Here is a 16541-nt window from a genome sequence, read left to right on the forward strand (position 1 = left end):
AATGGTGACGTGACTTTCTCAATTCCTTACGGGAGGCGGTCAAGATGGCTAAAGAAAAGTTTGAGCGTAACAAGCCGCACGTAAACGTCGGCACCATCGGTCACGTTGACCACGGTAAAACCACTCTGACCGCTGCTCTGACCAAGGTCTGCTCCGAGACCTGGGGCGGCTCCGCTCGCGCTTTCGACCAGATCGACAACGCGCCGGAAGAGAAGGCTCGTGGTATCACCATCAACACCTCTCACGTTGAATACGACTCGCCCGTTCGCCACTACGCGCACGTAGACTGCCCGGGCCACGCCGACTACGTGAAGAACATGATCACCGGTGCTGCGCAGATGGACGGCGCGATCCTGGTTTGCTCCGCTGCTGACGGCCCCATGCCGCAGACTCGTGAGCACATCCTGCTGTCCCGTCAGGTAGGCGTTCCTTACATTGTCGTGTTCCTGAACAAGGCCGACATGGTTGACGACGCTGAGCTGCTGGAACTGGTCGAGATGGAAGTTCGCGACCTGCTGAACACCTACGACTTCCCGGGCGATGACACCCCGATCGTCGTTGGTTCCGCTCTGATGGCTCTGAACGGCCAGGACGACAACGAGATGGGCGTTTCCGCCGTGCGCAAGCTGGTAGAGACCCTGGACTCCTACATCCCCGAGCCGGTTCGTGCAATCGACCAGCCGTTCCTGATGCCGATCGAAGACGTATTCTCGATCTCCGGTCGTGGCACCGTGGTAACTGGCCGTGTTGAGCGTGGCATCGTCAAGGTTCAGGAAGAAGTGGAAATCGTCGGCATCAAGGCGACCACCAAGACTACCTGCACCGGCGTTGAAATGTTCCGCAAGCTGCTCGACGAAGGCCGTGCTGGTGAGAACGTCGGCGTTCTGCTGCGTGGCACCAAGCGTGAAGACGTAGAGCGTGGCCAGGTTCTGGCCAAGCCGGGCACCATCAAGCCGCACACCAAGTTCGAGTGCGAAGTGTACGTGCTGTCCAAGGAAGAAGGTGGTCGTCACACCCCGTTCTTCAAGGGCTACCGTCCGCAGTTCTACTTCCGTACCACCGACGTAACCGGCAACTGCGAACTGCCGGAAGGCGTTGAGATGGTAATGCCGGGCGACAACGTGAAAATGGTTGTTACCCTGATCGCTCCGATCGCCATGGAAGATGGCCTGCGCTTCGCGATCCGCGAAGGCGGCCGTACCGTTGGTGCCGGCGTGGTTGCCAAGATCATCGAATAATCGATTGATCTTTTCCCCTCGGGCCGGCATAATGGTCGGCCTGACTTTGTTCTAGGCCAGTAGCTCAATTGGCAGAGCGGCGGTCTCCAAAACCGCAGGTTGGGGGTTCGATTCCCTCCTGGCCTGCCAGATTCCTCAGGATCTGGCACTTCTTTAAACGGGATTCCTAGCAGATGAATGCGAAGGTAGAAGCCAAAGAGCCGCGTCTTGATCTCTTGAAGTGGCTTGTGGTTGCGGTGCTGGTTGTGGTGGCGGTGGTTGCCAACCAGTATTACTCGGCGCAACCGATCTTCTATCGCGTTCTCGGTATTCTCGTTATGGCGGCTGCTGCAGGCTTCCTCGCGCTGCAGACCGTCAAGGGGCGTGCATTCTTTACTCTGGCTAAAGAAGCTCGCGCCGAGATTCGCAAGGTTGTATGGCCGTCTCGTCAAGAGACAACTCAAACCACGCTGATCGTAGTGGCAGTAGTGCTGGTAATGGCGCTGGTGCTCTGGGGGCTCGACTCCCTGCTGGGTTGGCTAGTTTCCATGATCGTAGGTTAAGGGTGTTCCGTGGCTAAGCGTTGGTACGTTGTGCATGCCTACTCGGGTTACGAGAAGCATGTCATGCGCTCGCTGATCGAGCGGGTCAAACTGGCCGGCATGGAAGACGGGTTTGGTGAGATTCTCGTCCCCACCGAAGAAGTCGTGGAGATGCGGAACGGTCAGAAGCGCAAGAGTGAGCGCAAGTTCTTCCCTGGCTATGTCCTGGTGCAGATGGAAATGAACGAGGGTACTTGGCACCTGGTCAAGGACACTCCTCGTGTCATGGGTTTCATTGGTGGTACTGCCGATAAGCCGGCGCCGATCACCGACAAGGAAGCTGACGCCATTCTGCGTCGCGTCGCCGATAGCGGTGACAAGCCGAAGCCGAAGACCCTGTTCGAGCCGGGCGAGACCGTTCGTGTGATCGATGGTCCGTTCGCTGACTTCAACGGTGTCGTCGAAGAAGTTAACTACGAAAAGAGCCGCATCCAGGTCGCTGTGCTCATTTTCGGTCGCTCTACCCCGGTAGAGTTGGAGTTCAGCCAGGTAGAGAAAGTCTAACTGGCACAATGAATCCCACACCCCGCAGCCCTAGGCTGCGGGGTTTTGTCGTCATTCGGGATAAAACGCGAAAGCAACCGGGAAGCCCGACAGGGCGCTTGACCCGCATTTGGAGTAGCAAATGGCTAAGAAAATCACGGCTTACATCAAGCTGCAAGTTAAGGCCGGCCAGGCCAACCCGTCGCCGCCCGTCGGCCCGGCTCTGGGTCAGCACGGCGTGAACATCATGGAATTCTGCAAGGCGTTCAACGCCAAGACCCAGGGCCAAGAGCCGGGTCTGCCGACTCCTGTGATCATCACCGTTTACAGCGACCGTAGCTTCACCTTCGAAACCAAGAGCACCCCCGCTGCCGTCCTGCTGAAAAAAGCAGCCGGCATCTCCAGCGGCTCCGCTCGTCCGAACTCGCAGAAAGTGGGCACCGTTACCCGTGCTCAGCTGGAAGAGATCGCCAAGGCCAAGCAGGCTGACCTGACCGCTGCTGACCTGGACGCTGCCGTACGTACCATCGCTGGCTCCGCGCGCAGCATGGGCCTGAACGTGGAGGGTGTGTAATGGCTAAGCTGACCAAGCGTCAAAAGGCTATCGCCGAGAAGGTTGAAGCTGGCAAGCAATACGGCTTCGAAGATGCCGCCAAACTGCTGGCCGAACTGTCGACCATCAAGTTCAAGGAATCCGTAGACATCGCCATCAATCTGGGCGTTGATCCGCGTAAATCCGACCAGGTCGTACGTGGCGCCACCGTTCTGCCGAACGGCACCGGCAAATCCGTACGCGTTGCCGTCTTCACCCAGGGTCCTGGTGTTGAAGCTGCCCTGGCTGCTGGTGCAGACAAAGTCGGCATGGACGAACTGGCTGCCGAAATGAAAGCCGGCGACCTGAACTACGACGTCGTCATCGCCTCCCCGGACGCGATGCGTGTTGTTGGCCAGCTGGGCCAGGTTCTCGGCCCGCGCGGTCTGATGCCGAACCCGAAAGTCGGCACCGTGACCCCGGACGTCGCTACCGCTGTCAAGAACGCCAAGGCCGGTCAGGTACGTTTCCGTACCGACAAGAACGGCATCATCCACGCCTCCGTTGGCAAGATCGACTTCGAGCCGATCAAGCTGAAGCAGAACGTGGAAGCGCTGCTGAGCGATCTGAAGCGCCTGAAGCCGTCCTCCTCGAAGGGCGTGTACGTTCAGCGCGTTACCCTGAGCACCACCATGGGCCCGGGTCTGCAGATCGATCAGGCTTCGCTGGAAGGCTGATGAACTAAGTCGGACAGTGGGTTCGCCCACTGTTCGCAGGTATTGGGGTCCCTGCCTGGCGGGGGCTATCCAAGACCGTAGGCGGCGCAAGCCTTAAACCTCAAGCCTACGCAGATGGTGCTCCCGATTCGTTAACCGAATCAGACACCAAAACGCCGTCCGGCTCCGGCTGGACGAATCGGTAACATCCAGGAGTAAACCCGTGGCAATTAAACTCGAAGACAAGAAGGCCATCGTCGCTGAAGTCAACGAGGCTGCCAAAGCCGGTCTGTCCGCTGTCGTGGTTGATGCACGCGGCGTGACTGTCGGCGCAATGACCGGACTCCGTAAAGAGGCCCGCGCAGCTGGTGTGTACGTGAAAGTCGTACGTAACACCCTGCTCAAGCGCGCCGTTGAAGGCACTCAGTTTGAAGTGCTCAACGACGTGTTCAAGGGCCCGACCCTGATTGCTTTCTCCAACGAACATCCGGGCGCTGCCGCTCGTATCTTCAAGGAGTTTGCCAAGGGTCAGGACAAGTTCGAGATCAAGGCGGCCGCGTTCGAGGGTCAGTTCCTCGCAGCCAATCAGATCGACGTGCTGGCGACCCTGCCGACCTACAACGAAGCTGTTGCACAGCTGATGAGCGTGATCCAAGGCGCTACCAGCAAGCTGGCTCGTACTCTGGCGGCAATTCGCGATCAGAAAGAAGCTACCGCAGCCTAAGGCTCGGCATCTCCTTTCAACCTTTTTTGTTTAATTCGATGGCCTTAGGCCGTCACCCAATACAGGAATTAGAGTCATGGCTCTGACCAACGAAGACATCATCTCCGCCGTATCCGAAATGTCCGTCATGCAGATCGTTGAACTGATCAAGGCGATGGAAGAGAAGTTCGGCGTTACCGCTGCTGCCGCTGTTGCTGCTGGCCCGGCTGTTGCCGCTGCCGCTGCTGAAGAGCAGACCGAGTTCACCATCGTCCTGGCCGAAGCTGGCGACAAGAAAGTGAACGTGATCAAGGTCGTTCGTGAACTGACCGGCCTGGGCCTGAAAGAAGCCAAGGCTGTCGTTGACGGCGCCCCGGGCGTGGTCAAGGAAGGCGCTTCGAAAGAAGAAGCCGAAGCTGCCAAGAAAGCCCTGGAAGAAGCAGGCGCCAAGGTCGAGCTCAAGTAAGTTCGGACCTTGCGTCTACAGCCCGAGCGTTAAGCGACAGGCTGATGGCTGGTGGCAATTGCCACCGGCCTTTTTCCGTTATGGGTGGGGTGCCCTAGGTGCCCCTCCATAACGCGAAAATCCCGCCCGAGTGGCGGCGCAAACCAAGGGTTTGCACGATTTTTTGGGCTGCTCCCTGCGAGGGAGAGGCCAAACAAGCAGGTGACCAAGCTGGGGAACGCTGATGGCTTACTCATACACTGAGAAAAAACGTATCCGCAAGGACTTTAGCAAGTTGCCGGACGTCATGGATGTGCCGTATTTGCTGGCCATCCAGCTGGATTCCTATCGCGAATTCCTGCAGGCCGGCGCAAGCAAGGACCAGGTTCGAGACATCGGCCTGCACGCGGCCTTCAAGTCCGTTTTCCCGATTATCAGCTATTCCGGCAATGCTGCCCTGGAATACGTCGGCTACCGTCTGGGTGAGCCGGCATTTGACGTCAAGGAATGCGTGCTGCGCGGTGTGACGTTCGCCGTCCCGCTGCGTGTGAAAGTGCGCCTGATCATTTTCGACAAAGAATCGTCGAACAAAGCGATCAAGGACATCAAGGAACAGGAAGTCTACATGGGGGAAATCCCCCTGATGACCGAGAACGGTACCTTCATCATCAACGGTACCGAGCGTGTCATCGTTTCCCAGCTGCACCGTTCCCCGGGCGTGTTCTTCGACCACGACCGTGGCAAGACTCACAGCTCCGGCAAGCTGCTGTACTCCGCTCGTATCATTCCTTACCGCGGTTCCTGGCTGGACTTCGAGTTCGATCCGAAGGACTGCGTGTTCGTTCGTATCGACCGTCGCCGCAAGCTGCCGGCGTCCGTTCTGCTGCGCGCGCTGAACTACAGCACCGAGGAAATCCTCAACGCGTTCTATGACACCAACGTCTACCAGATCAAGGGCGAAACCCTGAACCTGGAACTGGTGCCGTCGCGTCTGCGTGGCGAGATCGCCAGCTTCGACATCAAGGATGCTGCCGGCAAGGTCATCGTTGAAGCGGGTCGTCGTATCACCGCACGCCACATCAACCAGCTCGAGAAGGCTGGCATCACCCAGCTGGAAGTGCCGTTCGACTACCTGATTGGCCGTACCGTGGCCAAGGCCGTCGTGCATCCGGCTACCGGTGAGATCATCGCCGAGTGCAACACCGAGCTGACCGTCGACGCCCTGGCCAAGATCGCCAAGGCCCAGGTCGTGCGTCTGGAAACCCTGTACACCAACGACATCGACTGCGGTCCGTTCATCTCCGACACGCTGAAGATCGACTCCACCAGCAACCAACTGGAAGCGCTGGTCGAGATCTATCGCATGATGCGTCCTGGCGAGCCGCCGACCAAGGAAGCTGCAGAGACCCTGTTCGGCAACCTGTTCTTCAGCGCCGAGCGTTACGACCTGTCCGCCGTTGGCCGCATGAAGTTCAACCGCCGCATCGGTCGTACCGAGATCGAAGGCGCTGGCGTCCTGAGCAAGGAAGACATCGTCGAGGTCCTCAAGACCCTGGTTGCCATCCGTAACGGTAAAGGCATCGTCGACGACATCGACCACCTGGGTAACCGTCGTGTCCGTTGCGTCGGCGAGATGGCCGAGAACCAGTTCCGTGTTGGCCTGGTGCGAGTAGAGCGCGCGGTCAAGGAACGTCTGTCGATGGCCGAAAGCGAAGGCCTGATGCCGCAGGACCTGATCAACGCCAAGCCGGTGGCTGCCGCGATCAAGGAGTTCTTCGGTTCCAGCCAGCTGTCGCAGTTCATGGACCAGAACAACCCGCTCTCCGAGATCACCCACAAGCGCCGCGTCTCCGCACTCGGCCCAGGTGGTCTGACCCGTGAGCGCGCGGGCTTCGAGGTTCGTGACGTACACCCGACCCACTACGGCCGCGTGTGCCCGATCGAAACCCCTGAAGGTCCGAACATCGGTCTGATCAACTCCCTGGCCACCTACGCCCGCACCAACAAGTACGGCTTCCTGGAAAGCCCGTATCGCGTGGTGAAGGAAGGTCTGGTCAGCGACGACATCGTCTTCCTGTCCGCGATCGAAGAGGCCGATCACGTGATCGCCCAGGCCTCGGCGACCCTGAACGAAAAGGGTCAGCTGATCGACGAGCTGGTAGCCGTACGTCACCTGAACGAATTCACCGTGAAGGCGCCGGAAGACGTCACCCTCATGGACGTATCGCCGAAGCAGGTCGTTTCCGTCGCTGCCTCGCTGATTCCGTTCCTCGAGCACGACGACGCCAACCGTGCACTCATGGGTTCGAACATGCAGCGTCAGGCTGTACCGACCCTGCGCGCCGACAAGCCGTTGGTAGGTACCGGCATGGAGCGCAACGTCGCCCGTGACTCCGGCGTTTGCGTGGTTGCTCGCCGTGGCGGCGTAATCGACTCCGTCGATGCCAGTCGTATCGTGGTGCGTGTGAACGATGACGAAGTCGAGACTGGCGAAGCCGGCGTCGACATCTACAACCTGACCAAGTACACCCGTTCCAACCAGAACACCTGCATCAACCAGCGTCCGCTGGTGCAGAAGGGTGACCAGGTATCGCGCAGCGACATCCTGGCCGACGGCCCGTCCACCGACATGGGTGAACTGGCTCTGGGTCAGAACATGCGCGTAGCGTTCATGCCCTGGAACGGCTTCAACTTCGAAGACTCCATCTGCCTGTCCGAGCGCGTGGTCCAGGAAGATCGTTTCACCACGATCCACATCCAGGAGCTGACCTGCGTTGCCCGTGACACCAAGCTCGGCCCAGAAGAAATCACCGCTGACATCCCGAACGTGGGTGAGGCTGCGCTGAACAAGCTGGATGAAGCTGGCATCGTCTACGTCGGCGCCGAAGTACAGGCCGGCGACATCCTGGTCGGTAAGGTCACCCCGAAAGGCGAGACCCAGCTGACTCCGGAAGAGAAGCTGCTGCGCGCGATCTTCGGTGAGAAGGCGTCCGACGTGAAGGACACCTCCCTGCGCGTGCCGACCGGCACCAAGGGCACCGTCATCGACGTACAGGTCTTCACCCGCGATGGCGTAGAGCGCGACAGCCGTGCCCTGTCCATCGAAAAGATGCAGCTGGACGAGATCCGCAAGGACCTGAACGAAGAGTTCCGCATCGTCGAAGGCGCGACCTTCGAGCGTCTGCGTTCCGCTCTGGTCGGTGCCAAGGCCGACGGCGGTCCTGCCCTGAAGAAAGGCGCAGAGATCACCGACGAGTACCTGGACGGCCTCGAGCGCGGCCAGTGGTTCAAGCTGCGCATGGCGGAAGATGCTCTGAACGAGCAGCTGGAGAAGGCCCAGGCCTACATCAGCGACCGCCGTCAGATGCTGGACGACAAGTTCGAAGACAAGAAGCGCAAGCTGCAGCAGGGCGACGACCTGGCTCCGGGCGTACTGAAGATCGTCAAGGTCTACCTCGCTATCAAGCGCCGCATCCAGCCGGGCGACAAGATGGCGGGCCGCCACGGTAACAAGGGTGTGGTCTCGGTGATCATGCCGGTCGAAGACATGCCGCATGACGTGCATGGCACTCCGGTCGACATCGTTCTGAACCCGCTGGGCGTACCGTCGCGTATGAACGTCGGTCAGATCCTCGAAACCCACCTGGGCCTCGCGGCCAAGGGCCTGGGCGAGAAGATCAATCGCATGCTCGAAGAGCAGCGCAAGATCGCCGAACTGCGTGCCTTCCTGAACGAGATCTACAACGAGATCGGCGGCCGCCAGGAGAGCCTGGACGAGCTGAACGATAACGAGATCATCGCTCTGGCCAACAACCTCAAGGGCGGCGTGCCCATGGCGACCCCGGTATTCGACGGTGCCAAGGAACGCGAGATCAAGGCCATGCTGAAGCTGGCCGATCTGCCGGAGAGCGGTCAGATGCGTCTGTATGACGGCCGCACCGGCAACCAGTTCGAGCGTACGACCACCGTTGGTTACATGTACATGCTCAAGCTGAACCACCTGGTCGATGACAAGATGCACGCACGTTCCACCGGCTCCTACAGCCTGGTTACCCAGCAGCCGCTGGGTGGTAAGGCGCAGTTCGGTGGCCAGCGTTTCGGGGAGATGGAGGTCTGGGCACTGGAAGCCTACGGCGCCGCCTACACCCTGCAGGAAATGCTGACCGTGAAGTCGGACGACGTGAACGGCCGTACCAAGATGTACAAGAACATCGTGGACGGGGATCACCGCATGGAGGCCGGCATGCCCGAGTCCTTCAACGTGCTGATCAAAGAGATCCGCTCGCTCGGCATCGATATCGAACTGGAAACCGAATAACACGTGACGTCAGAACGGTGCGGCTGGTCAAGGCCAGTCGCACCGGGTCCGTGAGGAGGAAAGGCCTTGAAAGACTTGCTCAATCTGTTGAAAAACCAGGGTCAAATCGAGGAGTTCGATGCCATCCGTATTGGTCTGGCCTCGCCCGAGATGATTCGTTCCTGGTCCTTCGGCGAAGTTAAGAAGCCGGAGACCATCAACTACCGTACCTTCAAGCCGGAGCGCGATGGCCTGTTCTGCGCCAAGATCTTCGGCCCGGTGAAGGACTACGAGTGCCTGTGCGGTAAGTACAAGCGCCTCAAACACCGTGGTGTGATCTGCGAGAAGTGCGGCGTCGAAGTCGCGCTGGCCAAGGTGCGCCGTGAGCGCATGGGCCACATTGAACTGGCCTCGCCGGTCGCCCACATCTGGTTCCTGAAGTCCCTGCCGTCCCGTATCGGCCTGCTGCTGGACATGACCCTGCGTGACATCGAACGCGTGCTCTATTTCGAGAGCTACGTGGTGATCGATCCGGGCATGACCACCCTGGAGAAGGGCCAGCTGCTGAACGACGAGCAGTACTTCGAAGCCCTCGAAGAGTTCGGTGACGACTTCGACGCCCGCATGGGTGCGGAAGCCGTTCGCGAACTGCTCAACGCTATCGATCTGGAGCACGAGATTGGCCGCCTGCGCGAAGAGATTCCGCAGACCAACTCGGAAACCAAGATCAAGAAGCTGTCCAAGCGCCTGAAGCTGATGGAAGCCTTCCAGGGCTCCGGCAACCATCCCGAGTGGATGGTGCTGACCGTCCTGCCGGTGCTGCCCCCGGACCTGCGTCCGCTGGTTCCGCTGGATGGCGGCCGCTTTGCGACCTCGGATCTGAACGATCTGTATCGCCGCGTGATCAACCGTAACAACCGTCTGAAGCGCCTGCTCGACCTGGCTGCTCCGGACATCATCGTGCGCAACGAAAAGCGCATGCTGCAGGAAGCCGTCGACGCCCTGCTGGACAACGGCCGTCGCGGCCGTGCCATCACCGGCTCGAACAAGCGCCCGCTGAAGTCCCTGGCCGACATGATCAAGGGCAAGCAGGGTCGCTTCCGTCAGAACCTGCTCGGCAAGCGCGTGGACTACTCCGGCCGTTCGGTAATTACCGTAGGTCCGACCCTGCGTCTGCACCAGTGCGGTCTGCCGAAGAAAATGGCCCTGGAGCTGTTCAAGCCGTTCATCTTCGGCAAGCTGGAAGGTCGTGGCATGGCCACTACCATCAAGGCCGCCAAGAAGATGGTCGAGCGCGAGCTGCCGGAAGTGTGGGACGTTCTCGCCGAGGTGATCCGCGAGCATCCCGTACTGCTGAACCGTGCGCCGACCCTGCACCGTCTGGGCATCCAGGCGTTCGAACCGGTACTGATCGAAGGTAAAGCCATCCAGCTGCACCCGCTGGTCTGCGCCGCGTACAACGCCGACTTCGACGGTGACCAGATGGCCGTGCACGTTCCGCTGACCCTCGAGGCTCAGCTGGAAGCACGCGCGCTGATGATGTCCACCAACAACATTCTGTCGCCCGCCAACGGCGAGCCGATCATCGTTCCGTCGCAGGACGTGGTAATGGGTCTGTATTACATGACCCGTGAAGCGATCAACGCGAAGGGCGAGGGCATGGCTTTCGCAGACCTGCAGGAAGTTGACCGCGCGTACCGCAGCGGCCAGGTGTCCCTGCACGCCCGCGTGAAAGTGCGCATCAACGAGAAGATCAAGAACGAAGACGGCAGCCTGACCGCCAACACCCGTATCGTCGACTCCACCGTCGGCCGTGCGCTGCTGTTCCAGGTTGTCCCGGCCGGCCTGCCCTTCGACGTGGTCAACCAGTCGATGAAGAAGAAGGCGATCTCCAAGCTGATCAACCACTGCTATCGCGTGGTCGGTCTGAAGGACACCGTCATCTTCGCTGACCAGCTGATGTACACCGGCTTCGCCTACTCGACCATCTCCGGTGTGTCGATCGGCGTGAACGACTTCGTCATCCCGGACGAAAAGGCCCGCATCATCGATGCCGCCACCGAGGAAGTGAAGGAGATCGAGAGCCAGTACGCCTCCGGCCTGGTAACCCAGGGCGAGAAGTACAACAAGGTGATCGACCTCTGGTCCAAGGCCAACGACGAAGTGTCCAAGGCGATGATGGCCAACCTCTCGAAAGAGAAGGTGACCGATCGCGAAGGCAAGCAGGTCGACCAGGAGTCCTTCAACTCCATGTACATGATGGCGGACTCCGGTGCGCGGGGTTCCGCGGCCCAGATCCGTCAGCTGGCCGGTATGCGTGGCCTGATGGCCAAGCCGGACGGCTCCATCATCGAGACCCCGATCACCGCGAACTTCCGTGAAGGCCTGAACGTACTCCAGTACTTCATCTCCACTCACGGTGCTCGTAAAGGTCTGGCGGATACCGCACTGAAGACCGCGAACTCCGGTTACCTGACCCGTCGTCTCGTCGACGTGGCCCAGGACCTGGTAGTGACCGAGATCGACTGCGGTACTGATCGTGGCCTGGTCATGTCCCCGCACATCGAAGGCGGCGACGTGGTTGAGCCGCTGGGTGAGCGTGTGCTCGGCCGTGTGATCGCTCGCGACGTGTTCAAGCCGGGCAGCGACGACGTGATCGTCGAAGCCGGCACCCTGATCGACGAGAAGTGGGTCGATTTCCTCGAGCAGATGAGCGTCGACGAAGTCGTTGTGCGTTCGCCGATCACCTGCGAAACCCGTCACGGCATCTGCGCCATGTGCTACGGCCGCGATCTGGCCCGTGGTCACCGCGTGAACATCGGTGAGGCCGTCGGCGTTATCGCTGCCCAGTCGATCGGTGAGCCGGGTACCCAGCTGACCATGCGTACCTTCCACATCGGTGGTGCGGCCAGCCGTACTTCCGCCGTGGACAACGTACAGGTCAAGAACGGCGGCACCATCCGCCTGCACAACCTGAAGCACGTAGAGCGTGCCGACGGCGCCCTGGTAGCGGTTTCCCGTTCCGGTGAGCTGGCGGTAGCCGACGACTTCGGTCGTGAGCGCGAGCGCTACAAGCTGCCATACGGTGCAGTGATTTCCGTGAAGGAAGGTGACAAGGTCGATCCGGGCGCCATCGTCGCCAAGTGGGACCCGCACACCCACCCGATCGTCACCGAGATGGACGGCACCGTGGCCTTCGTGGGCATGGAAGAGGGCATCACCATCAAGCGCCAGACCGACGAACTGACCGGTCTGACTAACATTGAAGTGATGGATCCGAAGGATCGTCCGGCTGCCGGCAAGGACATTCGTCCGGCCGTGAAGCTGATCGACGCCGCAGGCAAGGATCTGCTGCTGCCGGGTACCGACGTACCGGCCCAGTACTTCCTGCCGGCGAACGCCCTGGTCAACCTCAACGATGGCGCGAAAGTGCGCATCGGTGACGTTATCGCGCGTATCCCGCAGGAAACCTCGAAGACCCGCGACATTACCGGTGGTCTGCCGCGCGTTGCCGACCTGTTCGAAGCTCGTCGTCCGAAAGAGCCTTCGATCCTGGCGGAAATCAGCGGCACCATCTCCTTCGGCAAGGAAACCAAGGGCAAGCGCCGCCTGGTCATCACTCCCACCGACGGTAGCGATCCGTACGAGGAGCTGATTCCGAAGTGGCGTCACCTGAACGTGTTCGAAGGTGAACAAGTGAGCCGTGGTGAAGTGATCTCCGACGGTCCGAGCAACCCGCACGACATTCTGCGTCTGCTGGGTGTGAGCTCGCTGGCCAAGTACATCGTCAACGAGATCCAGGACGTTTACCGTCTGCAGGGCGTTAAGATCAACGACAAGCACATCGAGACCATCCTGCGCCAGATGCTGCGCAAGGTCGAAGTGGCCGAGTCGGGCGATTCGTCCTTCATCAAGGGCGACCAGGTCGAACTGGTCCACGTGCTGGAAGAGAACGAAGTACTGGGTACCCAGGACAAGTTCCCGGCCAAGTACGAGCGCGTGCTGCTGGGTATCACCAAGGCCTCGCTGTCCACCGAGTCGTTCATCTCGGCGGCATCCTTCCAGGAGACCACTCGCGTCCTCACCGAGGCGGCGGTCACCGGCAAGCGCGACTTCCTGCGCGGCCTGAAGGAAAACGTGGTCGTGGGTCGTCTGATTCCGGCAGGTACTGGCCTGGCTTACCACAGCGAGCGCAAGCGTCAGCGCGAGCTCGGCAAACCGCAGCGCGTGAGCGCGAGCGAGGCCGAAGCAGCACTGGCCGAAGCGCTCAATCTGAGCGGTAACTAAGCCTCAAACAAAGCCCCGGTTGTCTTGACAACCGGGGCTTTGTCTTGACTGTGTTCCGGAAGCTCTTTAGTATCTTGTACCCCGAAAATTGGCAGGGCGCATGCTCTGCCCATTTTCGTTTTTAAGTGTCGTAAGACAATCAGTGGAGCTATAGATGGCAACTATCAACCAGCTGGTGCGCAAGCCGCGCAAGCGCCTGGTAGACAAGAGCGGCGTTCCTGCCCTGCAGAACTGCCCTCAGCGTCGCGGCGTATGCACCCGCGTATACACCACCACCCCGAAGAAGCCGAACTCCGCACTGCGTAAAGTGTGTCGTGTTCGTCTGACCAACGGTTTCGAGGTTTCCTCGTACATCGGCGGTGAAGGTCACAACCTGCAAGAGCACAGCGTAGTGCTGATCCGTGGCGGTCGTGTAAAAGACCTTCCGGGTGTGCGTTACCACACCGTGCGCGGTTCGCTGGATACCTCCGGCGTTAAAGACCGTAAGCAGGGTCGTTCCAAGTACGGCGCCAAGCGTCCGAAGTAATTTTGTTTTCCTATTTGCTGAGTCGATAAGAGTAAGGTCGGGCCGAGTCCCGAGCTAACCTGAAGACCGTTTGAGGGCTTATCAATGCCAAGACGTCGTGTAGCGGCCAAACGTGAGATCCTGGCCGATCCTAAATACGGAAGCCAGATTCTGGCCAAGTTCATGAACCACGTGATGGAGAGCGGCAAGAAAGCCGTCGCCGAGCGTATCGTTTACGGTGCTCTGGACAAGGTCAAAGAGCGCGGTAAAGCCGACCCCCTGGAACTCTTCGAAAAAGCACTCGACGCCATCGCTCCGCTGGTCGAAGTGAAGTCCCGCCGTGTTGGCGGTGCTACCTACCAGGTTCCGGTCGAAGTGCGCCCGTCCCGTCGTAATGCGCTGGCCATGCGTTGGCTGGTGGACTACGCCCGCAAGCGTGGCGAGAAGTCCATGGCTCTGCGCCTCGCTGGCGAACTGATGGACGCCGCTGAAGGTAAAGGCGCCGCCGTCAAGAAGCGTGAAGACGTGCACCGTATGGCTGAAGCCAACAAAGCGTTCTCGCACTACCGCTTCTAATTACGGCAACAACACTTCTGCGAGGGCTTTATGGCTCGTAATACAGCAATCAACCGCTACCGGAACATTGGTATCTGTGCCCACGTTGACGCGGGCAAGACCACTACCACCGAGCGGATCCTGTTCTACACAGGCCTTAGCCACAAGATGGGTGAGGTGCATGACGGCGCTGCCACTACCGACTGGATGGTGCAGGAGCAGGAGCGTGGTATCACCATCACCTCCGCTGCGATCACCACCTTCTGGGAAGGTTCGCGCGGCCAGTACGACAAGTACCGCGTAAACGTCATCGACACCCCCGGCCACGTAGACTTCACCATTGAAGTTGAGCGCTCCCTGCGCGTACTGGACGGCGCCGTCGTTGTGTTCTGCGGCACCTCCGGCGTAGAGCCGCAGTCCGAAACCGTATGGCGTCAGGCCAACAAGTACGGCGTTCCGCGCATCGTTTACGTGAACAAGATGGACCGCGCCGGCGCCGACTTCCTGCGCGTCGTCGGTCAGATCAAGAACCGCCTGGGTCACACCCCGGTTCCGGTTCAGCTGGCCATCGGTGCAGAAGATGACTTCCAGGGTCAGGTTGACCTGCTGAAGATGAAGGCCATCTACTGGAACGAAGACGACAAGGGCACCTCCTACCGCGAGGAAGAAATTCCTGCGGATATGGTTGAGCTGGCCAGCGAGTGGCGCAGCAACATGGTTGAGGCGGCTGCCGAAGCCAACGAAGAGCTGATGAACAAGTACCTGGAAGAGGGCGAGCTGTCGATCGAAGAGATCAAGGCTGGCCTGCGTCTGCGTACCATCGCCTGCGAAATCGTACCGGCTGTCTGCGGCTCCTCGTTCAAGAACAAGGGCGTGCCCCTGGTTCTCGACGCTGTAATCGACTTCCTGCCTGCTCCGACCGAGATCCCTGCTATTCAGGGTATCCACCCGGATCACATTGACGACGGCGACGACGCTCCGAAAGACGATCGTCCGGCTGACGACAATGCTCCGTTCTCTGCTCTGGCATTCAAGATCGCCACTGACCCGTTCGTCGGTACTCTGACCTTCGTTCGCGTCTACTCGGGCGTTCTGGAGTCTGGTAACTCGGTTATCAACTCCGTGAAAGGCAAGAAAGAGCGCGTTGGTCGTATGGTGCAGATGCACGCTAACCAGCGTGACGAGATCAAAGAAGTACGCGCTGGCGACATCGCTGCTCTGATCGGCATGAAGGACGTCACCACTGGTGACACCCTGTGCGACATCGAGAAGCCGATCATCCTCGAGCGTATGGACTTCCCGGAGCCGGTAATCTCGGTAGCTGTTGAACCGAAGACCAAGGCTGACCAGGAGAAGATGGGCATTGCCCTCGGCAAGCTGGCTCAGGAAGACCCGTCGTTCCGCGTCAAGACCGACGAAGAAACCGGCCAGACCATCATCTCCGGTATGGGTGAGCTGCACTTGGACATCCTCGTCGACCGCATGAAGCGCGAGTTCGGCGTCGAGGCCAACATCGGCAAGCCGCAGGTTTCCTACCGCGAAACCATCTCCAAGGACAACGTAGAGATCGAAGGCAAGTTCGTTCGCCAGTCCGGCGGCCGCGGCCAGTTCGGTCACTGCTGGATCCGCTTCTCGACTCCGGATGTGGACGAGAAGGGCAACATCACCGAAGGTCTCGTCTTCGTCAACGAAGTCGTGGGCGGTGTGGTACCGAAGGAATACATCCCGGCGATCCAGAAGGGTATCGAAGAGCAGATGAAGAACGGCGTCGTTGCCGGCTATCCGCTCATCGGCCTGAAGGCTACCGTGTTCGATGGTTCCTACCACGACGTCGACTCCAACGAGATGGCGTTCAAGATCGCTGCTTCCATGGCGACCAAGCAACTGGCCCAGAAGGGCGGTGGTAAGGTGCTTGAGCCGATCATGAAGGTAGAGGTGGTGACTCCTGAGGACTACATGGGCGACGTGATGGGTGACCTGAACCGTCGTCGTGGTCTGATTCAGGGGATGGAGGACTCGGTTTCCGGTAAGGTGATTCGTGCCGAGGTTCCGCTGGGCGAAATGTTCGGTTACGCAACCGACGTGCGTTCCATGTCCCAGGGTCGCGCAAGCTACTCCATGGAATTCTCCAAGTACGCCGAAGCTCCGTCGAACATCGTCGAAGCTCTCGTTAAAAAACAAGCTTGATTCAGCCCTTTA

12 protein-coding genes and 1 tRNA gene are annotated in these 16541 nt (G+C 59.8%); all 13 read left to right on the forward strand.

Annotation, left to right across the window (positions count from 1 at the left end; all coding sequences use genetic code 11):
* The first annotated feature begins 44 nt into the window (after positions 1 to 44).
* Entirely contained in the window at positions 45 to 1238 is a 1194-nt protein-coding gene (tuf, locus tag GA645_RS03160) for an elongation factor Tu (RefSeq protein ID WP_152219891.1), read from the forward strand.
* Positions 1239 to 1291: 53 nt separating this feature from the next.
* Positions 1292 to 1367 (forward strand) — tRNA-Trp (locus GA645_RS03165).
* 44 nt (positions 1368 to 1411) lie between these two features.
* Positions 1412 to 1780 carry a preprotein translocase subunit SecE gene (gene secE, locus GA645_RS03170; RefSeq protein ID WP_152219894.1) on the forward strand — a complete coding sequence of 123 codons (369 nt, stop codon included), beginning with the start codon at positions 1412 to 1414 and terminating at the stop codon, positions 1778 to 1780.
* Positions 1781 to 1789: 9 nt separating this feature from the next.
* Positions 1790 to 2323, forward strand: coding sequence for a transcription termination/antitermination protein NusG (gene nusG, locus GA645_RS03175; RefSeq protein ID WP_015475310.1), 534 nt, complete (start codon positions 1790 to 1792; stop codon positions 2321 to 2323).
* A gap of 121 nt (positions 2324 to 2444) precedes the next feature.
* The gene (gene rplK / locus GA645_RS03180) at positions 2445 to 2876 is read left to right on the forward strand and encodes a 50S ribosomal protein L11 (protein WP_152219896.1); all 432 of its coding nucleotides are present in this window, start codon (positions 2445 to 2447) and stop codon (positions 2874 to 2876) included.
* Positions 2876 to 3571: a 50S ribosomal protein L1 gene (rplA, locus tag GA645_RS03185; RefSeq protein WP_152219897.1), complete on the forward strand. Its 696-nt coding sequence runs from the start codon at positions 2876 to 2878 to the stop codon at positions 3569 to 3571. The genes rplK and rplA overlap by 1 nt, the downstream gene beginning before the upstream one ends.
* A gap of 202 nt (positions 3572 to 3773) precedes the next feature.
* Positions 3774 to 4274, forward strand: a complete 501-nt coding sequence (gene rplJ / locus GA645_RS03190; protein WP_015475313.1) for a 50S ribosomal protein L10 — start codon at positions 3774 to 3776, stop codon at positions 4272 to 4274.
* A gap of 76 nt (positions 4275 to 4350) precedes the next feature.
* The gene (gene rplL, locus GA645_RS03195; protein WP_015475314.1) at positions 4351 to 4719 is read left to right on the forward strand and encodes a 50S ribosomal protein L7/L12; all 369 of its coding nucleotides are present in this window, start codon (positions 4351 to 4353) and stop codon (positions 4717 to 4719) included.
* A gap of 223 nt (positions 4720 to 4942) precedes the next feature.
* A complete protein-coding gene (gene rpoB, locus GA645_RS03200) occupies positions 4943 to 9016 on the forward strand; it encodes a DNA-directed RNA polymerase subunit beta (protein WP_152219899.1) in 4074 nt (1357 codons plus the stop codon).
* Between the two features lie 66 nt (positions 9017 to 9082).
* Positions 9083 to 13282, forward strand: a complete 4200-nt coding sequence (gene rpoC, locus GA645_RS03205) for a DNA-directed RNA polymerase subunit beta' (protein WP_152219901.1) — start codon at positions 9083 to 9085, stop codon at positions 13280 to 13282.
* Between the two features lie 154 nt (positions 13283 to 13436).
* Entirely contained in the window at positions 13437 to 13808 is a 372-nt protein-coding gene (gene rpsL, locus GA645_RS03210; RefSeq protein WP_015475317.1) for a 30S ribosomal protein S12, read from the forward strand.
* An 84-nt stretch (positions 13809 to 13892) separates the two neighbouring features.
* Positions 13893 to 14363, forward strand: coding sequence for a 30S ribosomal protein S7 (rpsG, locus tag GA645_RS03215; RefSeq protein WP_152219902.1), 471 nt, complete (start codon positions 13893 to 13895; stop codon positions 14361 to 14363).
* Between the two features lie 30 nt (positions 14364 to 14393).
* Positions 14394 to 16529 (forward strand): elongation factor G, encoded by a 2136-nt coding sequence (fusA, locus tag GA645_RS03220; RefSeq protein ID WP_152219905.1) that lies wholly within the window; start codon positions 14394 to 14396, stop codon positions 16527 to 16529.
* Positions 16530 to 16541: the final 12 nt, after the last annotated feature.

It is taken from the genome of Pseudomonas sp. SCB32 (genome assembly GCF_009189165.1).
In the GTDB taxonomy this organism is placed as follows: domain Bacteria; phylum Pseudomonadota; class Gammaproteobacteria; order Pseudomonadales; family Pseudomonadaceae; genus Pseudomonas.